The organism is Bacillus sp. SG-1, assembly GCF_000181495.1.
Lineage (GTDB): Bacteria > Bacillota > Bacilli > Bacillales > Bacillaceae_B > Rossellomorea.
Map to the genome: position 1 here is coordinate 21932 of NZ_ABCF01000020.1, position 20268 is coordinate 42199.

21 protein-coding genes are annotated in these 20268 nt (G+C 40.6%); 7 read left to right on the forward strand and 14 right to left on the reverse strand.

Going from position 1 to position 20268, the window contains the following annotated elements; all coding sequences use genetic code 11:
* Positions 1-275: 275 nt before the first annotated feature.
* On the reverse strand, positions 276-758 hold the full coding sequence (locus BSG1_RS10645; RefSeq protein ID WP_044022741.1) for a DUF456 domain-containing protein: 483 nt from the start codon (positions 756-758) through the stop codon (positions 276-278).
* Between the two features lie 74 nt (positions 759-832).
* On the reverse strand, positions 833-2443 hold the full coding sequence (locus BSG1_RS10650) for a Na/Pi cotransporter family protein (protein ID WP_044022744.1): 1611 nt from the start codon (positions 2441-2443) through the stop codon (positions 833-835).
* A gap of 257 nt (positions 2444-2700) precedes the next feature.
* Between BSG1_RS10650 and BSG1_RS10655 the strand changes: the two genes are divergently transcribed.
* From BSG1_RS10655 to ispG, 3 genes are all read left to right on the forward strand, one after another.
* Positions 2701-3471: a DUF1189 domain-containing protein gene (locus tag BSG1_RS10655; protein WP_006837024.1), complete on the forward strand. Its 771-nt coding sequence runs from the start codon at positions 2701-2703 to the stop codon at positions 3469-3471.
* 252 nt (positions 3472-3723) lie between these two features.
* Entirely contained in the window at positions 3724-4071 is a 348-nt protein-coding gene (locus BSG1_RS10660; protein ID WP_006837025.1) for a hypothetical protein, read from the forward strand.
* A 162-nt stretch (positions 4072-4233) separates the two neighbouring features.
* The gene (gene ispG / locus BSG1_RS10665) at positions 4234-5346 is read left to right on the forward strand and encodes a flavodoxin-dependent (E)-4-hydroxy-3-methylbut-2-enyl-diphosphate synthase (RefSeq protein ID WP_006837026.1); all 1113 of its coding nucleotides are present in this window, start codon (positions 4234-4236) and stop codon (positions 5344-5346) included.
* Between the two features lie 134 nt (positions 5347-5480).
* Here ispG and BSG1_RS10670 read toward each other — a convergent pair whose 3' ends face one another.
* On the reverse strand, positions 5481-5882 hold the full coding sequence (locus BSG1_RS10670) for a DUF308 domain-containing protein (RefSeq protein WP_006837027.1): 402 nt from the start codon (positions 5880-5882) through the stop codon (positions 5481-5483).
* Between the two features lie 343 nt (positions 5883-6225).
* On the opposite strand from BSG1_RS10670, the gene BSG1_RS10675 reads away from it, so the two are divergent.
* The gene (locus BSG1_RS10675) at positions 6226-6792 is read left to right on the forward strand and encodes a hypothetical protein (RefSeq protein ID WP_006837028.1); all 567 of its coding nucleotides are present in this window, start codon (positions 6226-6228) and stop codon (positions 6790-6792) included.
* A 50-nt stretch (positions 6793-6842) separates the two neighbouring features.
* Here the strand turns inward: BSG1_RS10675 and BSG1_RS10680 are convergent, their stop codons facing one another.
* The 4 genes from BSG1_RS10680 to BSG1_RS10695 form a co-directional block, all read right to left on the reverse strand.
* Positions 6843-7253 carry a Fur family transcriptional regulator gene (locus BSG1_RS10680; RefSeq protein ID WP_006837029.1) on the reverse strand — a complete coding sequence of 137 codons (411 nt, stop codon included), beginning with the start codon at positions 7251-7253 and terminating at the stop codon, positions 6843-6845.
* Positions 7250-8113: a metal ABC transporter permease gene (locus BSG1_RS10685; RefSeq protein ID WP_006837030.1), complete on the reverse strand. Its 864-nt coding sequence runs from the start codon at positions 8111-8113 to the stop codon at positions 7250-7252. The genes BSG1_RS10680 and BSG1_RS10685 overlap by 4 nt, the downstream gene beginning before the upstream one ends.
* Positions 8110-8892 carry a metal ABC transporter ATP-binding protein gene (locus BSG1_RS10690; RefSeq protein ID WP_006837031.1) on the reverse strand — a complete coding sequence of 261 codons (783 nt, stop codon included), beginning with the start codon at positions 8890-8892 and terminating at the stop codon, positions 8110-8112. The genes BSG1_RS10685 and BSG1_RS10690 overlap by 4 nt, the downstream gene beginning before the upstream one ends.
* 748 nt (positions 8893-9640) lie before the next feature.
* On the reverse strand, positions 9641-10519 hold the full coding sequence (locus BSG1_RS10695; protein ID WP_006837032.1) for a YitT family protein: 879 nt from the start codon (positions 10517-10519) through the stop codon (positions 9641-9643).
* 109 nt (positions 10520-10628) lie between these two features.
* On the opposite strand from BSG1_RS10695, the gene BSG1_RS10700 reads away from it, so the two are divergent.
* Positions 10629-10883 (forward strand): DUF2624 domain-containing protein, encoded by a 255-nt coding sequence (locus BSG1_RS10700; protein WP_006837033.1) that lies wholly within the window; start codon positions 10629-10631, stop codon positions 10881-10883.
* A gap of 46 nt (positions 10884-10929) precedes the next feature.
* Here the strand turns inward: BSG1_RS10700 and BSG1_RS10705 are convergent, their stop codons facing one another.
* Both BSG1_RS10705 and BSG1_RS10710 read right to left on the reverse strand, forming a co-directional pair.
* Positions 10930-11823, reverse strand: a complete 894-nt coding sequence (locus BSG1_RS10705) for a deoxyribonuclease IV (RefSeq protein ID WP_006837034.1) — start codon at positions 11821-11823, stop codon at positions 10930-10932.
* Positions 11824-11858: 35 nt separating this feature from the next.
* Positions 11859-13163: a DEAD/DEAH box helicase gene (locus tag BSG1_RS10710; protein ID WP_006837035.1), complete on the reverse strand. Its 1305-nt coding sequence runs from the start codon at positions 13161-13163 to the stop codon at positions 11859-11861.
* A 365-nt stretch (positions 13164-13528) separates the two neighbouring features.
* On the opposite strand from BSG1_RS10710, the gene vrrA reads away from it, so the two are divergent.
* Both vrrA and BSG1_RS10720 read left to right on the forward strand, forming a co-directional pair.
* The gene (gene vrrA, locus BSG1_RS10715; RefSeq protein ID WP_006837036.1) at positions 13529-14170 is read left to right on the forward strand and encodes a VrrA/YqfQ family protein; all 642 of its coding nucleotides are present in this window, start codon (positions 13529-13531) and stop codon (positions 14168-14170) included.
* 289 nt (positions 14171-14459) lie between these two features.
* Positions 14460-15416: a 4-hydroxy-3-methylbut-2-enyl diphosphate reductase gene (locus tag BSG1_RS10720; RefSeq protein ID WP_006837037.1), complete on the forward strand. Its 957-nt coding sequence runs from the start codon at positions 14460-14462 to the stop codon at positions 15414-15416.
* Positions 15417-15587: 171 nt separating this feature from the next.
* Here BSG1_RS10720 and BSG1_RS10725 read toward each other — a convergent pair whose 3' ends face one another.
* From BSG1_RS10725 to BSG1_RS10745, 5 genes are all read right to left on the reverse strand, one after another.
* Complete coding sequence (locus BSG1_RS10725) at positions 15588-16706, reverse strand: Nif3-like dinuclear metal center hexameric protein (protein WP_006837038.1); 1119 nt, start codon at positions 16704-16706, stop codon at positions 15588-15590.
* Entirely contained in the window at positions 16693-17406 is a 714-nt protein-coding gene (locus BSG1_RS10730; protein ID WP_006837039.1) for a tRNA (adenine(22)-N(1))-methyltransferase, read from the reverse strand. Before BSG1_RS10730 ends, BSG1_RS10725 begins: the two co-directional genes overlap by 14 nt.
* Before the next feature lie 128 nt (positions 17407-17534).
* Positions 17535-17918 carry a cytochrome c550 gene (gene cccA, locus BSG1_RS10735; RefSeq protein WP_006837040.1) on the reverse strand — a complete coding sequence of 128 codons (384 nt, stop codon included), beginning with the start codon at positions 17916-17918 and terminating at the stop codon, positions 17535-17537.
* A gap of 321 nt (positions 17919-18239) precedes the next feature.
* A complete protein-coding gene (locus BSG1_RS10740) occupies positions 18240-19382 on the reverse strand; it encodes an acyl-CoA dehydrogenase (protein WP_006837041.1) in 1143 nt (380 codons plus the stop codon).
* Positions 19383-19559: 177 nt separating this feature from the next.
* The gene (locus BSG1_RS10745) at positions 19560-20099 is read right to left on the reverse strand and encodes a hypothetical protein (RefSeq protein WP_006837042.1); all 540 of its coding nucleotides are present in this window, start codon (positions 20097-20099) and stop codon (positions 19560-19562) included.
* Positions 20100-20268: the final 169 nt, after the last annotated feature.

Sequence of the window (20268 nt, forward strand, 5' to 3'; positions counted from 1 at the left end):
CAAAAAATAAGCTTCTATTCTTACATTGAAATCAACTCTTAAGTTAATTTCGCACTCACTGCTAGTGGTGGTGTACATTTTATTAATACGGGCCAATACTTCGCTCAAAACCCTATTGCATAAGGAGTTCCCTTTTTAGCAGTATAATTAGATCTCTTGCCAGCAATAAGCTGTTTATCCGCTATCAACCCATTATAACCCACTCCTATCTTCTATAGTACGGTGTTTCCCCAGTAAAGACCTTTCAACCCTCACTCAACGCACAACGTCTCAGTTTATAGAACCAAAGCAACAAAATAAATAACCATAATGATCTGGATTATCCCTTTGGTGAATACGCTGGATATGAACCCGACTAACGAACCCGCCCCAACTTTCAAGGCTTGCTTAAAGCCTGTACGGTTTACAAGCATTTCACCGATGACCGCGCCGAGGAATGGACCTGCAATGATGCCGACGAGAGGGATAACAAACGGACCAACCAACAAGCCAATGGTACTTCCCCAGATTCCTGCTTTCGTTCCGCCATATTTCTTTATTCCGATAAGATTGGCCGCATAATCCGCACCAAACAACAAGACAACAAAAAGACCTTGAATACTCCAGAACAACCAATTGAACGTTTCAAAGCTGAAAAATACTCCATAGAGAAGGAACGCTCCCATAAGCACCAGTACGCTTGGAATGATCGGATAGACCAATCCAATAAATGATGCAGCAATCAATATAGTAATGACAGCCCAATAAATGATATCCAATATTCTTACCTCCATATAAAAAAAGACTGGCCAAGAGATTACACTCCAGGTCAGTCTTATTATACACTCAAATCTTATTCGTTTTCTCCAAGTACCGCTTCAGCGATGTTAACGGCATGGTCACCTATACGTTCCAGGTTGCTGATAATGTCAACAAAGACAATCCCAGCTTGACCTGAACATAATCCTTCGTTAAGTCGCAGGATATGCTTCTTACGGAGTTTACGTTCCATCTTATCAATCATATCTTCTTTTTCTGCAACTTCACGTGCGAGCTCGTGATCATTGCTGTCTAATGAGGAAACAGCTTTTCTGACTGTCTCGATTGTCAGTTCAAACATACCATTTAGATCAGCCATTGCATCCTCGGTGATTTTCACTTTATTTCCCTGCTGATATTCAACAAGTTCAAGAATATTTTCGAAGTGATCTCCAATTCGTTCGATATCCCTCACTGTATCCATCAGTATAGAATGCTTTTCTGATTCAGCTTCTGTTAAGGAAGCGGCTGAAAGATCGACCAAGTAGTTCGTAATTTTTTTATCCAGATTATTGATTGCATCCTCAATTTGATAAGCAAGCTCTGAATGTTTGTTTTGCTTTGTTTTCAAAAAGCAGTGAGACTCTTCCAACCCTTTCACCGCAAATTCACCCATGCGCAGGACTTCTTCTTTTGCTTGTCCAAGTGCAATGGAAGGCGACTGTTCAATGAACATAGGATCGAGGTGCTTCGCTTTATAATCAACAAGGGCATCTTCTCCCGGAATCAGCTTGGTCACAATAAGTGCTAGCAAACCAATGAAAGGAAATTGAATGATTGTATTCGTAAGGTTAAATGTTCCGTGTGCAAAAGCAATCGTCATTTCAGGATTGAGATTCAAGGCATCCTGCAAGAATGAGACTAACCTGTGATATAACGGTAAAAGAACCAAGAAGAGCGTTGTACCAATCAAGTTGAACAACACATGCGTTGCTGCAGCTCTGCGTGCCGCTACAGATGCACCGATAGCCGCCAACACAGCTGTAATTGTAGTCCCGATATTATCACCAAAAAGTACCGGTAGAGCAGCATCAATATCTACCAATCCTTCAGCATATAGCCCTTGAAGGATTCCGATTGTAGCTGATGAACTTTGGACAATAACCGTAAAAACAGTCCCGATTACTACACCCAAAATAGGATTCGAACTCATGCTTACAGTTAAATCTGTAAACGCTTCTAATGAACGAAGAGGCTTCATTCCACCGCTCATCAGTTCCAGACCATAGAATAAACCCCCAAATCCAAAAACGATTTGTCCAAGGTACTGAACCTTTTTGTGCTTAAAGAAGAATAGCATCACTGCCCCAACTGCAATAATAGGAAGTGCATATTCTCCCAAATCAATACCAATAATGAAGGCTGTAACAGTTGTACCGATATTCGCCCCCATGATGACACCGATCGCCTGTCGGAGTGTCATGAAACCTGCACTTACTAAACCGACCGTTATGACAGTAGTACCACTACTCGACTGAATAAGAATGGTTACAATAATACCTGCCAATACACCCATAAAAGGATTGGTCGTAAATCTATCGAGAATATCCCTTAAACGGTCACCAGCTGATTTCTGCAATCCATCTCCCAGGTACTTGATACCAAAAAGGAAAATCCCAAGACCGCCAAAAAATTGAAATAACATCTCTTGCCAATTTAATTCCAAAGATTTCAACCCCTAAATAAAATTTTCGACACTAAATAACAAAAACCCCTATCAATTATTAATGCATTATTATGATATTGTAAAGTGTTTTTTGAAATTTTTTCACTACCCGGTTTGTCAAATCATTAAACCCATTTTCCGCTAAATAATATAAACTTTATTATCTGCTTGAAGTAAAGCCTTGGACATGCATAAAATGAGAAAGGAAATAACAATTTAGGGAGTGTAAAAAGTAAATGAACATATTCAAACAGTTATACAAAAGTCTGTATTCACCAAAGGATATAGCTGCTTTTCGATTTCAAGGCATTGGAAAAACCATTTTATACATTTTTCTCCTAGTACTAGTGTCTATCTTACCTGCCGCTTATAATCTTACAATATTTGCTGATAAAGCCATCGAAGAAAGTATCGACGTAGTAGAGGAAGACCTTCCATCATTTTCTATACAAAACGGCACGCTTGCTACAGAGGCCCCAGACCCGGTTACGATTGAGAAAGATAACGTGACAATTATCTTGGACAATTCCGGGACCATTCAACCTTCAGAATTGAGCGGGGAACTAAATGCTGTTGCACTTTTACATGACGAATTTGCTATTGTAACTGCGGGCGAAGTCCAAATCTTTCCATATTCCCTTTTTGACGGACTAAATGCTGATAATGGGGATATAGTAAATTTTCTATCCACACTTGACTCTTTAAAAGGCATTATCCTTTCTGTCTTTATTATTATCTTGTACCTTTTCTCTGCAGCTATTACATTCATTAAGGTCAGCATTTTTGCTATCCTCGGCCTGTTATTGGCTAATACGTTAAACAGAAAGCTTCCTTACAGGCAATCCTGGAGAATCACAGCGTACAGCATTACGCTTTCAACCATCTTTTTCACTATTATGGAAATGCTAAACACTTTTATTCCAGCAAGTTTCTTCCTTGACTGGATGGTCATTGCTCTCGTTCTATACTTATCGATCAAGGAAATACCTCAAAGGAGAGCGAAATAATTCTATAAAAAAGAGTCCCTAGCTTTGGGACTCTTTTTTTTATATCAATACATACCTCTTGATAAAGAAGCGAGTGAGTCAAATAATGATTTGAGTTGGATACCGATCTCATAGGTCGTTTCCATTTAAATTAGAGAAGAAGTAGGAAACAAGCCAACAGGTGCCGAATGAATATAACAATGAACATACAATGTCGCTTTTATTGAACTGACACATATCGTTTTTACCAAAACGGAGATTGGGGGTGGTCCTTTGAAACGGCTGAGCATTTTTTTTCTGGTTATGATTGTTTCCTATAGCATATATTATGATTTAAAAGCAGGTACACTTCCTAAAGTGGAAGAAACGGCTGCCCAAGTCATTGCAACGGATACTGAGGAAACACCTGTTGAAGAAACAGATGAAGAAGAGTTCGAAATAGAACACATGGAAGTAAAGATAAAATCAGGAGATACAGTTTTATCTCTAATGGAGCAAATGCTCGATGGCCCTCTTCCTGTTTCCATCGACCAATTGATTGAAGATTTCGAGACTTTGAACGAAGGACAGTCACCACAGGATATTCAGGTGGGTAAAGTATATAAGTTCCCTAAATATTAACTGTTAGCACCTGCTGAAAAGCTAAAAAAGAATCGGATTCCTATTTTCTTTACTGCCAAATCTAATTCTTGTCAACCACAAGCAAACATTGTTACAATACTGACGTACGCCAAATTATTTTGTTTCACTATAAATGAATTATCCAAAAGGAGCGAATAACCCTTGAGTGAAATAATCCATCGTTCTAAAACTCGTCCCGTCAAAGTTGGAAACCTGACCATTGGCGGCAATGACGAGCTTATTATACAAAGCATGACAACGACTAAGACCCATGATGTAGAAGCGACGGTTAAAGAAATCCATCGCCTGGAAGAGGCAGGATGCCAAGTAGTCCGTGTCGCCTGTCCTGACGAGAGAGCAGCAAATGCGATTGCCGATATCAAAAAACAAATCAATATTCCACTAGTTGTGGATATTCATTTTGATTACAAGCTGGCTTTGAAAGCAATTGAAGGCGGAGCAGATAAAATCAGAATCAACCCGGGCAACATTGGCCGCAGGGAAAAAGTTGAAGCAGTTGTTAAAGCTGCCAAAGAAAAAGGGATCCCGATCCGTATCGGAGTGAATGCGGGAAGCCTTGAAAGAAAGATCCTTGAAAAGTATGGGTATCCTACAGCTGACGGAATGGTGGAAAGTGCGCTTCACCATATCAAAATCCTTGAAGACCTGGATTTCCACGATATCATCGTCTCCATGAAAGCATCTGACGTCAATCTTGCTATTGAAGCCTATACTAAAGCAGCACAGACATTTGATTATCCCCTTCACTTAGGGATCACAGAATCCGGAACACTTTTCGCGGGAACTGTCAAAAGTGCAGCCGGTCTTGGCGTATTACTGAGCAAAGGCATCGGTAACACACTTCGTATCTCCTTGAGTGCCGACCCTGTGGAAGAGGTAAAAGTTGCAAGAGAATTACTGAAATCTTTCGGCTTGGCTTCAAATGCAGCAACCTTGATTTCCTGCCCGACGTGCGGAAGAATCGAGATTGATTTGATCAGCATAGCAAATGAGGTAGAAGAGTATATCTCTAAAATCAAAGCACCTATCAAAGTTGCCGTCCTTGGCTGTGCGGTAAATGGTCCTGGAGAGGCAAGAGAAGCTGACATAGGCATCGCCGGTGCCCGTGGGGAAGGACTTCTGTTCCGCCATGGTAAAACAGTAAGGAAAGTTCCTGAAGAAGTAATGGTCGAGGAACTAAAGAAAGAAATCGATATTCTTGCTGAAGAGCACTACAGAAAACAAAGAGAAGAAGAAGAAAAACAAGAAGTATAAAAAATGCGACTCTGTTCTGATCTTGGCTTTGAAGTTCACCAGCATTGAACTGAACATAAAAAAGCTTGGCTGATATCTCAGCCAAGCTTTTTTCATTGCTGCCGGAATGCTCCCAATTCCAGGCGGTCAATTGTCTAGAAGAACGGCAAAACAAAGATCCCGACAATGATGGAGACTGCACCAATACCGATAGCCCAGGATCCAAGTGTCTCTGAACCCCTGCGTCGGGCTACAAATCCAAGCACAATCCCCGCTGCCCCAAATAAGACAGGTACGATGAAAAGCGACAAAACAGAAAGTGCCAACGCTGAGTATCCGAGAATCCTTCCTGAAGTCGTCGTTTCTTCAGCTGCATCTTTTTCAAAATCGCTTCCAAGCGCCATCGGAGTAGTTATCTCTGCTGCAGTTTCTTCGTTATACTTATTTTGAACCACTTCAACTTCCGGATTGTCGTTCACATTGATATAGTCATTATAGATGTCTATATTTTGAAGATCTTGATTAACGCTGTCGTTTTTGCGTCTCTCATTATCCATTACAATCCCTCACTTTCCGTGTTCAGGAGCATTTATAGTGTTTGCCAATATTACTTTTTTACCTATGCTAATGTTTGTCAATAAAGAAGAACCAAAAGACGAATATCCTATTATCAGCAGGAATATGGTACACTTTACTCTAGGTTCCTTTTATCATCATTATTGCTTATATTAACTTCGGACGAACCTCTAGCGAGCCCATTATTAATGTGAACGATAAGGAGCCATTTTCAACCTATCAATTGATGTTTTTTAAGCCAAATGGCAAAAATACATATTGGCGGGAAAAACATTTGTAACAAAAAAAAGCAAATCATCCTCAGAATAATAAGGAGATGTACATATGAAAAAAAGATTTGGTATAGATATTGACGGCACTGTGACTTGTCCAACATCTCTCCTTCCTTATATCAACAAGGAGTTTAACTTGAATTTGACTTTAAACGACATTACACAGTATGAACTGACTGAAGTATTGAATATCACACCTGAAGTGTTCGGAGAATGGTTCAAAAAAACAGAGGGTACAATATACAAGGAATCACCCTTGGCACAAGGGGCAAAATCAGTGCTGGATTATTGGAAAGATGTACATGAGCTTTATTTTATCAGTGCACGCCCCTCTCACTTAGTGGAACTCACTAAAGAATGGTTTGATTACCAGGACATTTTATATCACCATATCGAACTGATTGGTTCTCATGATAAAGTGTCGACAGCGAAAAAATACAATGTCGATATCTTTTTTGAAGACAAGCATGATAATGCTGTATCCATCCATGAAGAATTGAACATTCCGGTCATTCTCTTCAATACTCCTTATAACCAGGACAAGGTTCCTGATGGAGTAATTAGAGTCAATGACTGGCAGGAAGCCCGGAACTGGGTGGATGGTTGGCTGAAAAAATAATGCAGAAATTCAAAAACGCCGGCAGACGACTAGTCTCCGGCGTTTTGCTTTTAAATACACTCAGGGCATTTCCCATAAATTTCAAACTTATGTCCTGACACATCATAGCCACTCAAACTTTCTTGAAGCACTTCCATAGGACAAGTATGAATGGCTTTTGTCTTACCGCAATCCATACAAATAAAATGGTGGTGATGGTGATTATTTGAGCAGGTGAACCTGAAATGTTTTTCCCCTGAAAGTTCGGTTTCCTCTAAAATTTCCAAATCTACAAATAAGGAAAGGTTACGGTAGATGGTATCAAAGCTCAAGCCTGGATAATCATCCTTCATGCTTTCAAGGACATCTTTGGCCGTTAAATATCTGTCAGAGTGTGAAAACAGCTCCAGCATCTGCTCTCGTTTCCCGGTATGCTTATATCCTTTTTCCTTCATCAACGTCAAGGCTTCATCCAGTTTCATATGGTCACCCCGTCCTTTTGTAATCCTTTATTTGATGTGAGTTTTTTATATAAGATCGTCAGTAACAGAATGAGAATGGCGGATAGCACAATCGTACCACCAGGAGCTAGATCCAAGTAATATGCGGATATTAAACCGGTAATGACAGCCAATTCCCCGAACAATAGTGAAAAACCGATTGTTTGCTTGAAGCCCCTTGCCACCCGGATGCTTGCTGCAACAGGCAGGGTCATTAACGATGATACCAGGAGAATACCAACTATTCTCATAGAAGCTGCAATGACAAGAGCAACCATCACCATGAAGATAAAATGGATTGTCTTTGCCGATATTCCCGAAGCTTTTGCAAACTCTTCATCAAAAGAGAGTAAAAATAATTCTTTATAAAGAAATATTATGATAGCTATTACAAATACCGCAACGGCTGTAATTAAATATAAATCAGTCCGGCTTACCGCACTTACACTTCCAAAAAGATAACTGAACAGATCAGTATTAAATCCATCCGCCAATGAAATGAATATGACGCCTATCCCGATTCCCCCAGATAGGATAATTGGAATGGCAAGTTCCTGATAATGTTTATAAAGGCTTCTGAGCCGTTCAATGAACAATGATCCCGTCACGGAAAAAGCCATACCCAGGTAAAGAGGATTTAATCCTGCCAGTGCACTGACATTTTTACTTAAGAACAAACTTGCCGCGATCCCTGAAAGTGTTACATGGCTCAGGGCATCCGCAATAAGAGATAACCTCCTTACCACAATAAACGCTCCGATCAGCGGAGCAATAATACCTATAATAAGGCCCGTCAAAAAGGCATTTTGTAAAAATTCATAATTCAGTAATGCTTCTATCATCTTTCTACCTCCGAATGATCGTGGTCATGATGAAGCAATTGAACATCATGTCCATAAATACCGGAAAGATCACTTTCTCTCAAATTTTCAAACTCCTCGGTATTTCCATGGAAATGAAGCTGTTTGTTCAAACAAGCTACATGTGTGACCTTGCTAGAAATGGTGCCGATATCGTGGGTAACTAAAAGCAATGTGATGCCCAAGTCCTTATTTAAATGTTCAAGCATCTCGTAAAACGCCTGAACATTTTGGCTATCCACCCCAACAGTAGGTTCATCCAGGATTAGAACTTCCGGCTTGCTCACCAGTGCTCTCGCGATAAACACCCTTTGCTGCTGTCCCCCGGAAAGTTCCCCGATATTCCGGTTAGAAAATGCTGACATTCCGACCGAATCGATCGCTTTTGCAATTTGATCAGTATGTTTTTTTCCAATCATCTTGAACATCCCGACTTTTTTTGTCAATCCGCTCGATACAACTTCCCTAACGGTAGCAGGAAATCCAGAATTAAATGAATTTGCTTTTTGTGAGACATAGCCGATTCGGTCCCGATCCTTGAATTTTTGCTGAGACTCTCCAAACAAGTAAATCTCTCCGTCTTTAGGCTTTAATAGTCCAAGGATCAGTTTCAACAATGTCGACTTCCCCGACCCATTGGGTCCAACGATACCAAGAAAAGCTCCTGATGGAATCGACAGGTTGATATCCTCCAAAACGACTTCCTTATCATAGCGAAAACTTATATGTTTTATATCAATAACTGATTTGTTATTCTCCATGAGATAAAATCTCCTTCATAAGAATCATTCCGATTTACTATTAGAAGTATACAGGATGAATAATTTAATGTAAACCGAGAAATATTCCTTCTAGCCTGTGTAAATCCTGTGGTTTATGAGATGAAACGGTTCTCAAAGAAATTGTGCAATGATTCCCGCTCCTTGTGCCCGACTCCGCGGGGCGGGCGATAAGCCTCCTCAGCTTCGCATGCGGGGTTACGTTCCAGTGGGTGCGTAACCTCGGGCTTTGAAACTAGACGTCCCGCTAATCCCGCAGGAGGTCGTTCACCTTCCGCTTCAATCAATCGTTGTTCCTTTATGTAATGAAACCTTAGTTTTTATAACTAAGGTTTCATTGTTATCTTCGCATGGTTTCCAGATAAACTATCCAATAATAAAAGACTCTTTTCGTAAGCTTTGTTGCTATTTAATACAAACTCTTAAAAATATCTACTTAATTAACCAGAGATAGCCTGATAAACAAGAAAGAAAAGAGCTAACTCACCTTTTAAGAGAAAAAAGCCCTTGTCTCCAAGGGAAAAATCCGGCTTTTTGGATTTTTCCGAGAGCAACAATATATACGAAAACAGCGTAATAAAAACAGGAAAACATAAAATTTTGATTTTAAACCTAATTACAAAATCATTAACTAAAGAAAAAAGAGAACAAAATCATTAGAGATTTCATCCTCGATTTGCTAAGCAATTCAGCCTTTTTCTAGAACTGTGGTAGCTCTTATACACTTCTTTTAATGTATCGCTGACTTAAACCTCGCCCCTTTGGTTTCCTGTGTACTCATGATGGTGATGAATGCATTCGGATCCACATCGCCAACGATTCCCTTAAGCTTCATTACTTCGAGCCTCGTCACTACGACGTAAATGACCTCTTTGTCATTGTCCGTGTATCCGCCTCTCCCCTTCAACATGGTGGTTCCTCTCCCCAGCCTGTCAAGGATAGATTGCGAGACCTCGTTGTAGTAGTCGGACACAATAATGACCGCTTTTGTTTCATCCATTCCCTGTATGACTGTATCAATCGTTTTGAAAGCAATATAATAGGTCATAATCGAATACATCGCCTCTTCAATACCAAAAACAAAGGCAGCCCAGCCAAAAATAAAGATATTAATGAACATGACAAATTCACCAACTGAAAACGGCAGCTTCTTTGTTAACAGAATTCCAAGGATTTCTGTCCCATCCAGAGAACCTCCATGCCTTATGACTAGGCCGACCCCCACTCCAAGTGTCAAACCGCCAAAAACGGTAGCAAGGATTTCTTCTGTCACAAAAGGCTCAACATGATGCAGGAGGCTTTCTATGATAGCAAGAGCAACAACACCAACCAGCGAAGAAATCACAAACGTTTTACCAATATGTTTATAGCCGGAATACATAAATGGCAGATTCAGAACCACCAGCAGGGTAGCAAAACTAATAAACGGAATTTCTGAAAATAAATAATCCAAAATCAATGATATACCAATGATTCCGCCATCGATAATATTATTGGGAATCAAAAAAAGCTCAATTGACATTGCTGCCAGCCCAGCCCCGACAATGATAAAGAAGAAGCGGTAAATCAAATGGAAGACACTTTCTCTTTTATGTATACGTTGTGCCATCTTTCTCTCCCTTCCCGTGGTAAAGCATAAATAAATCCAAGCCCCAAACTATTTTTTAGTCACAATCGACCTGTCCCGTTCATAAGTATCCTATGAGGAGTGATGGTCGATGAAGCTATTGCAAAATGTGGTAAATCATAAAATCAATAATATTACCGGTGACGACTTATTAGGTTACGGAAAGCAGTTTGGAGTAAAAATAAATCCCGATCAAGCAAAAAAAATCGCTGACTACTTAAGAGGGAAAAACATTAATATTTTTAATAACACAGAACGAAGCAAAGTGATTAAGGAAATAGCAAAAATTGCAGGACCAGCCACAGCCAAAGAGGTCAATAAAATATTCGCTAAGTTTGTAAACTAAAAATCAGCGGGGCTTCTCTCAAGAGAGAAGCCCTGACTGTTTTCAATCATGATTCCTGAATTTTAGATATTAATTCTTCGTCCCACGTTTTGTTTTTTAGCATTTCGATTTCAAATTTATAGGGAGCTTTTTTGTTCTTTTTATCCTCACCGACAAAAGGAGTTTCAAGTATCTTTGGAACGTCAGTCAATTGAGGGTGATGGACAATTCTTGCTAAAGCATCAAAACCGATGTGACCAAAGCCGATATTTTCATGCCTGTCCTTCGCAGCCCCGCGTACGTTTTTACTGTCATTAATATGAAGGACCTTTATTCTGTCTATGCCTACGATGCGGTCAAATTCATCAAGGACACCGTCAAAGTCATTTACGATATCATAGCCTGCATCATGGGTGTGACACGTGTCAAAACAAACCGACAGCCTGTCATTATGCTCTACGCCTTCAATGATCATGGCAAGTTCTTCAAAGGATCTTCCGCATTCGGAGCCTTTCCCGGCCATCGTTTCGAGGGCTATCTGAACTTCCTGATCCTTGACCAGAACTTCATTTAGACCTTCAATGATTTTTTTGATTCCCGCTTCTGCACCTGCCCCCACGTGGGCACCAGGATGGAGGACGATTTGTTTTGCGCCGAGCGCTGCCGTTCTCTCTATTTCAGATTGAAGGAAATTGACACCCAGCTCAAATGTAGCTGGATTTGTTGTATTACCGATATTGATAATATATGGTGCATGCACTACAATTTCGTCAATACCGTTTTCTTTCATATGAAGCAGGCCATTCTCGATATTCAGATCTTCAATTTTCTTTCTTCTTGTATTCTGAGGAGCACCAGTATAAATCATAAAGGTATTTGCTCCGTATGCAACTGCCTCTTCACTTGAACCAAGGAGCATCTTCTTCCCGCTCATTGAAACATGTGAACCTAACTTTACCATCTACATCCAACTCCCTTGCATATTCCTCTGTTCTATCAAGAATTATTCCGTCTTTTTACACGTCTTTCACGTTTCTTGATTTGATCCATTTTATATTGCATCTTCTTCTTATAGCCAGGCTTGACCTTTTTCGGCTTACGGACAAGTGATTTCGCCTTTTGGTCAATTTCGTCCCCTGTCTTCTGGCGGTGTTTACGTTTGTTTCGATCGGCCAACTCTTTCCATTCTCCACGGATGAGGTCCTGATTTTCAAATGTGATTCCCATCTTTTCCAACTGATTCAGAGCATCCTCATCAGAAGGCTCATAAATCGTCACAGCTATACCTGAATAGCCAGCTCTTGCCGTTCGTCCCGTTCTGTGAATGTAGAAATCAAGTTCACCGGGAATCTCGTAATTGATAATATGGCTGACGCCTTCAATATCAATTCCTCTTGCCGCAAGATCTGTTGCGACAATGTATTGATACTCCAATGCACGGATTTGTTTCATCATTTTCTTTCTTTCACGCGGGGAAAGGTCTCCATGGATCCTTCCAACTTTCATCCCTTTGCTCAATAAGTAATCAGCGACTTCATCTGCCTTCGCTTTTGTATTTGTAAAGACGATAGCCAAATAAGGGTTAAGGGAAGATAATGCATCATAAAGAAGATCATCTTTATTGCGGCTCTTTCTTGGCAGCAAAATATGTTTAATATTCTTAGCTGAAATATGTTCAGGTTCTACATGAGCATACTGAGGATTTTCCATATACTTCTTCAAGAAAGGCTTTAATTTCTCAGGGATTGTGGCAGAAAAAACAAGTATCTTTAGCTTCTCAGGCATTCTAGCAGCTATTTGGTCCACATCAAAAATAAAGCCCATATCAAGCATCAAGTCCGCTTCATCCACTACAAGCATGTCTGCTCTATGGACCAGCAGAGCCCCTTCTTTAACAAGATCATTGATTCTTCCAGGGGTACCGACTACGATTTGCGGCTGTGTCTTCAGCTTATCTATCATACGCTGTTTATCTGTTCCGCCAATAAAGCAGCGGGATGTAATTTCCTCTTCATTGGTGATTTTCAATATTTCCTGATAAATCTGCTGTGCAAGCTCTCTAGTCGGCGCTGTGATTACGGCTTGCACCTCTTGAGAATTCCTGTTGATTTTGTTCAAAATCGGCAGCAGGTATGAATGGGTTTTCCCTGTCCCAGTCTGTGACTGACCGATTGCACTTTCTCCTCTGTTGATCAAAGGAATCATTTTCTTCTGTATCTCAGTAGGCTCTATAAAGCCCAGCCTCTCAATGGCTTCATTGATAAATGGCTGAAAATCATATTGTTCAAATTGATTTCCCATGTTATCACTCCTTAAATTAGCATTATTTATTTGAAGAGATTATCTTTGATTTTTCCGCTTTGTTATTCATACAGTTTTTCTTAAGTGTTCCGCATTTGGGAATAGACAAAGAAGCATATTGAAAGCTAAAAAGCCCTTCTTATACTACAATACCGTTTTTTCCCGCAAATTCAAAATATACCTGCATAATTTTACAAATCAATTCTTCTCAGACAAAATTTCATCTCTTCATTATAATAAACAATTTTTAAAAGTTCTAGCAGATAGACAAATTTATTAAATTCCGCCTTTTCTTTAGACGTTTTTTCCCGATCTGCATATTGTATTAAGAGACCTTATGCGCGAAAACAGAAAGGAGGCCTATTATGCCGCCAAGACAGCAAATGCCATTTAATCCAAACTCTTTCCGACAACATCCTTATCAAGGAATGAGAGGGATGAGGGGGCCCGGCCCTTCAGGATTTGGGATGATGAATCCTAGAGGGATGCAAGGAAACTTTCAGGGAGGCGCAGGCAGGAAATCCGGTGGGCTTTTAGCAAAGATCCTTAACAGGGGCGGTTCATCACAAACTGCCGCATCTCAATTCAATCCACTTCAAGGAGCTGCAGGATTTCAACGAAACACACAAGCCGGGGGAGGTTCTTTTTTAAAGAACATGCTCAACCCAGGTTCTCTCAATGGTTTTCTCAACAATACCCAGCAAGTTTTAAAAACAGCCCAGCAAGTAGGACCCATGCTTCAACAAGTTCAGCAATATGGACCGCTGGTTAAAAACCTTCCCGCCATGTGGAAGCTTTACAGGGGACTGAGTGCCGCTGAAGTCGAAAATGAGGATTCTGGTGATGAATCCAGTAATGAGATCCAAGAAGAAGAGAGTATTGAAGTTCATTCTGAATCCGAACCCAAAAGTAAAAGACCTAAGAAAAAACAGAAGAAGACCCATGTGTCGGAAAGAACAAAAAAAACACAGACAAAAGGCGGTTCTCAGCCGAAATTATATGTCTAACTGACTGCTCTCCATTGAGGGCGTTTTTTATTTGGGGTTCTCTTCTTTTTCTTACTTGGATGATGGCCTGGACTTGCGGCGGGCGGGGCATCATTTCTTTTTCTTTCTTCAATGATGCCTTCCTTACTTCTTCATAATCTCCTTACTTTCATGTGAATTAGTAAGGCCTTCAACGAGTCTTGTTCAACGGCCTGTAGAAAAGATTCTTTGTCATCAGTACAAATCTACTTTATAATGAACCTGTAGGTTTATGTAAACATCCGACTTTATCCACAGGAGGATTTCAAATATGAATGTAAAAAAAATTACGCCGAGAGGCTATTGCTACGGTGTCGTGGACGCGATGGTCATTGCCCGCAACGCTGCATTAGATAAATCCCTGCCAAGGCCGATTTATATCCTTGGTATGATCGTCCATAATAAACATGTTACCGATGCATTTGAAGAAGAAGGCATCATAACACTGGACGGAAAGAACCGCAAAGAAATCCTGGACCAGGTGAATGAAGGAACGGTTATCTTCACAGCTCACGGAGTTTCTCCGGAAGTGAAAAAGCTAGCCAAAGAAAAAGGACTTGTCACTTTGGACGCAACTTGCCCCGATGTAACAAGGACACATGATTTAATCCGAGAAAAAGAAGCTGAAGGGTTTGACGTCATCTATATCGGTAAGAAAGGACACCCCGAGCCGGAAGGTGCTGTTGGTGTAGCACCGGAAATTGTTCACCTTGTTGAAACAATGGAAGATGTCCAAAAGCTTGATATCAAAAACAAAAAAATCATTGTAACGAACCAAACGACCATGAGCCAATGGGACGTTGCGGATGTGATGGAAATAGTCAAAGAGAAATACCCTCATGTAGAAGTACACAAAGAAATCTGCCTGGCGACACAAGTAAGACAAGAAGCTGTGGCTGAGCAAGCAGGCGAAGCAGATGTCCTTATTGTAGTCGGTGATCCCAAAAGCAATAACTCCAACCGTCTTGCTCAAGTGTCGGAAGAAGTTGCTGGAACAAAGGCTTACCGCATTGCCGACATCAGCGAACTGGAGATTGACTGGATTAAGGATGCAGAGTTGGTGGCCGTCACAGCAGGCGCTTCCACTCCTACACCGATTGTCAAGGAAGTCATGAACTTCATAGCACAGTTCGATCCTGAAAATGAAGAGACATGGACACGTGAAAAGAAAGTGCCGTTGAATAAAATACTTCCTAAAGTCAAGAAACCAAAAACAGCTGTAGAATAAAGAAGAAGGCATTCGTGACGAATGCCTTCTTTCATTTTATAATAGGTTGTTTCCCTGCAGATTGTTGCTTGCGGAAAAGTCCCCCCTGGGTACAGAGTTTTTCTCTCTGGATAGGGAAAGCAGCTCTTTTTTTATTTATATTAAATAACAAGGAAGTTTAAGAAAAGAGCCTTATAAAAATGTAAATGGATCAGTATTCACTTCTGAAACCAGGTACTCCACATTCATACCCTTCTCCCGGCTCTTTTCAGTCATCCACCGGGCGACTCCTTCTTTCATGACCTTCTCGATGTGATGCCCGGCATCCAGAACATTCAACCCAAGCATCATCGCATCATGTGCCGTGTGATAATATAAATCCCCTGTTACAAACACATCGGCTCCGGAGAATTTGGCATTATGAATGAATTTATTACCATCACCGCCAAGGACTGCTACCTTTTGGACGGAGTCCTTTAAATTACCCGTCACTCGAACATTTTCAACTTGCAGCTTTTCTTTTGCGTAAGCAGCAAATTCCTTCAGGGACATAGGCGCTGCGAGTGTCCCGACTCTTCCAAGTCCCAGGGTTTCCCCCTCATTTTCTAAAAGCATGATATCGTAAGCCACCTCTTCATAAGGATGACTTTTGAAAAGCGCAGACAACACCTTTTTTTCCAACTTTGTAGGATAGATGGATTCAATTTTTACTTCCTGCACTTCTTCCAATTTCCCTTGCTGCCCTATATGAGGATCTGTGCCTTCTCCAGGTAGAAACCTGCCTGTTCCCTCACTTGAAAATGAACAATGGCTATAGTTGCCTATATGGCCTGCACCGGCATCACCCAAAGCTTTTCGTACTTTTACAGCGTCTTCTTTAGGAACAAATACGGAAAGCTTCTTTAGTTTCTCTTTATACGTAGGCAATAAAAGTTTGGTATCTTTCAGTTCAAGAGCTTCAGCCAATAAGTCATTTACTCCGCCTTTAGCTACATCCAGATTTGTATGCGCCGCATAAACAGAAATATCATTTTTAATGAGCTTTTCTATCATTCTGCCTTGAACAGTGTCCGTTTTAATCGCCTTCAAAGAACGGAATAAGGGTGGATGGTGAGCGATGATCAATTTCACACCCTTTTCAACGGCTTCGTCCACTACTTCCTCAAGAACATCAAGGGAAACCATCACTTTATCAACTTTTTGATTTAGGCGGCCTATCTGAAGCCCGATCTTATCACCATCTTCAGCCAGCTCTTTCGGAGCCAGCGTTTCGAATAGAGATATGATTTCATGACCGTTAACGCTTTTCATCCAATACCTCCTCAACTATCTCGATTTTTTTCACAATCTCAGCTTTTCTCTCCCTTAATTCAGAAGAGTCATCAGCTTGTTTCATGTTCTCTAAAATGTTTCTCCACTGTTTTAATTCCTGCCCCCATTTAGTCTTAAACACGGAGCTTTTCTCTTTCGAAAGAAAAGGACCAAGCAGCAACTCAGTTTCCAGCTGTTCATATGGCGTTTCCGGATTTCCTTTATCAGCCACTAACACTTCATAAATTTTATGATCTTCTTCTAATATCCTTTCAGCCTTTAACTCCCATCCGTTTTCAAGCAGCCATTTTCTGATGGCAATGGCGGCTACGTTGGGCTGGAGAATCAGCCTGCTGACCCCTTCCAGCTTATCTTTACCTTTTTCCAGGATACTGGCAATCAAAGCGCCGCCCATACCCGCAATCGTGATGCAGTCTGTTTCGTTCGGGGAAATGACCTCAAGACCGTCTCCTTTTCGAACAGTGATGACATCTTCCAACTGTGAATACTTTACTTGCTTAACTGCAGACTGATATGGCCCCTCTGCTACTTCTCCAGCTATGCCGGAAGCAGCGATTCCTTTGTCTACTGCATAACAAGGCAGATAGGCATGGTCAGAGCCGATGTCGGCGATTCTGGAGCCCTCAGGAATAAACGAAACTACGGTTTCTAATCTTTTCGATAATTTTTCAGCATTCATATTTTCACCTTTTTATATGTATTTAGTAATTAATTGCCGCCAGTAATAGTTAAGGTTTACGTTTCTCATTCTAACCAAGTTTTGCAACAAAAAAAAGTTCTTTGCACATGCAAAGAACTTTTTAAGGATTATAATGACATTAACCATTCAGTCATAGCATCAAGATTTTCAGCCGGAACAAGATTTCCAGGCATAATGCCTTTACCATTCTGAAGTATATTCTTAATCTCATCAGCTGACAAACGTTCACCTACTCCAGTTAATGCAGGACCTGCACCGCCTTCATAGTTACCGCCGTGACAAGAAATACATGCCTGCTGATAATGTGCCTCAGGGTCAAATTCTCCGCCTTCAGCAGTTCCGCCGCCCTCAGCTTCACCTTCAGCTCCTTGCTCACCATGCTCTTCTGCCATTTCTTCAGAGTTGTTCAAACCTTCCAAAGACATGAAGAAAACAAGGCCGATTCCAAAAACCATAATTAAAATGAATGGAATGATCGGATTGCGATTCATAGATTAACCTCCCTTATGTAACGATTGATAATACAGAATCTGTTTATTATAAACAATATATATTTTACTTTAAAAAGGACGAAAGTAAAAGTCCTAACCCCAATTTTTCGACGTTTGTCGCAAAATAGTCAAAAACTAAAGCGAAGCTGCACGGATCAGCTGCTGCAACCACTGGAGAATATAAAGAAACAGGGGTATTATCCCCGTGAATCCGCTAATCCGCTTACCTTTAAATGGTAAGGAAAACAGTTTCTAAGAAAAATACCCTACACCGAAATAAAAAAAAGCCCGGAATCAGATTCCAGGCTTGGATCATTCTTATTAACAGCCGATTAAACGGGAAATGACCATTCTCTGTACTTCAGATGTACCTTCCCCTATCTCAAGCAGCTTCGCGTCACGCATGTAGCGCTCCACTTCATACTCTTTCATATAGCCATATCCTCCATGGATTTGAATGGCTTCATCCGCAATTTCCATCGCCACTTCAGATGCATACAGTTTGCACATGGAAGCTTCTTTTGCGAAAGGCCTGCCTTGATCTTTAAGCCATGCTGCTTTAAAGATCATGTTTCTCGCCAATTCAATTTTCATCGCCATATCCGCTAACTTAAATTGAGTCACCTGAAACTGTGATAAAGGTCTGCCGAATTGTTTTCTTTCCTTAGAATATTGAAGAGCTTTTTCAAATGCCGCTTCAGCAATTCCCAATGCCATTGCCCCGATACCAATACGGCCGCCGTCCAGTGTAGAAAGGAACTGCTTAAAGCCTTCTCCTTTTTTCCCAAGAAGATTTTCTTCGGGAACTCTTACGTTTTCCAAAACAAGCTCAGTTGTGTTGGAAGCATTCAGTCCCATCTTTTCGTAATTATCAACGACTGTAAACCCTTCAGCATCCGTTGGTACGATAATGGCACTGATCTCTTTGCTGCCGTCTTCACTCCGGTTCGTAATTGCTGTCAGAGCAAGATGTTTGGCATAGCTAGCGTTCGTAATAAAACTCTTATTTCCATTGATTACATATTCATCGCCCTCTTTGACAGCCGTGGTCTGAGTTCCCCCTGCATCAGATCCGGCATTGGGTTCCGTCAGCCCAAATGCGCCAAAAGATTCACCGGTACAAATAGGTGTTAAATACTTGTGTTTTTGTTCTTCTGTTCCAAACATATTTATAGGGGCACCGCCCAAAGAAATATGAGCAGAATATGTGATACCAGTAGAGGCACACGCTTTGCTCAATTCTTCTGTCACAATGGCAAAACTCACCGTATCTCCGCCAGCTCCGCCGTATTCTTCGGGAAAAGGCAGTCCCATCATTCCAAGATCAGCTAACTTTTTAAATGCTTCTTTTGGAAATTCTTTTGTCCGATCCCTTTCTAATGCCCCGGGAGCAACTTCTTCCCTGGCGAAATCCCGTATTGTTTTTTGAATCATCTGTTGTTCTGAAGTCAAATCAAAATTCATGTCCATCCCCCTTAATATGCAAACATCTTTGACATCGAAAAATCAAAGTGCAACGTACATAAGCAAACAACACCCGAAATTTACTGTGCTAAAAATCATTTGTACGCGCTTACACTATTATTATAAAAGGATAGATGTAATTTTCTCAACTTTTAAAAACTTTTTAAAATTGCGATATTATATCACGATAGAGATAATCAAAATAAGGATTCCTGCTGCCCCTGCTATTGTGAAATACAGCATTTTAAAATAGAGGCCCGCCAAAGACCAAAGGAAACAATTGCAAAACAGGATAATATATGTAATCAACTTGTCTCCCTGAAAGATTGCATCACTGAAGTTCACGGAGTAAATAAGGACAATAATAGCTGTAGTTATATAAATAACAGGTGAAATTATCTCTTTCTTAGAATAATAAATTGCAGCAAAAATTAATAAGACGACAAAACCCGTCAAAATCGCTGTTTGCAAAACAAATGACAATTCAGTAAAATAAATGACAAATAATGAAAACGGAATCAGCGACATAAAAAGGGCTGACGAAAAAAGAACAGCCGGCAGGCGCTTTGATTTCTTCCTGTCCATATTCTCCATGTCTTCACCCTGATTATAGAGTGCAAGCAGGTAATCGCAATAATGGTCAGGCAGCATCTTATTTTGTTTCCAAAAAAGAATTTCGTTAATGATGATGTTTGTTTTTTGTGATTTAGTATCCATAGATCCACATCCCGTATTGTAATTTTCGCCGTAAATACATCGGAACCCTTTTTTAAAACAAAAATAGTTTACCCCCCTGAAGGAAAGTAAACTATTTGCTAAAATTATTCTATTCCAAGAAGTCTTTCAAGCGCTTGCTTCGGCTTGGGTGACGCAGCTTCTCAACGCT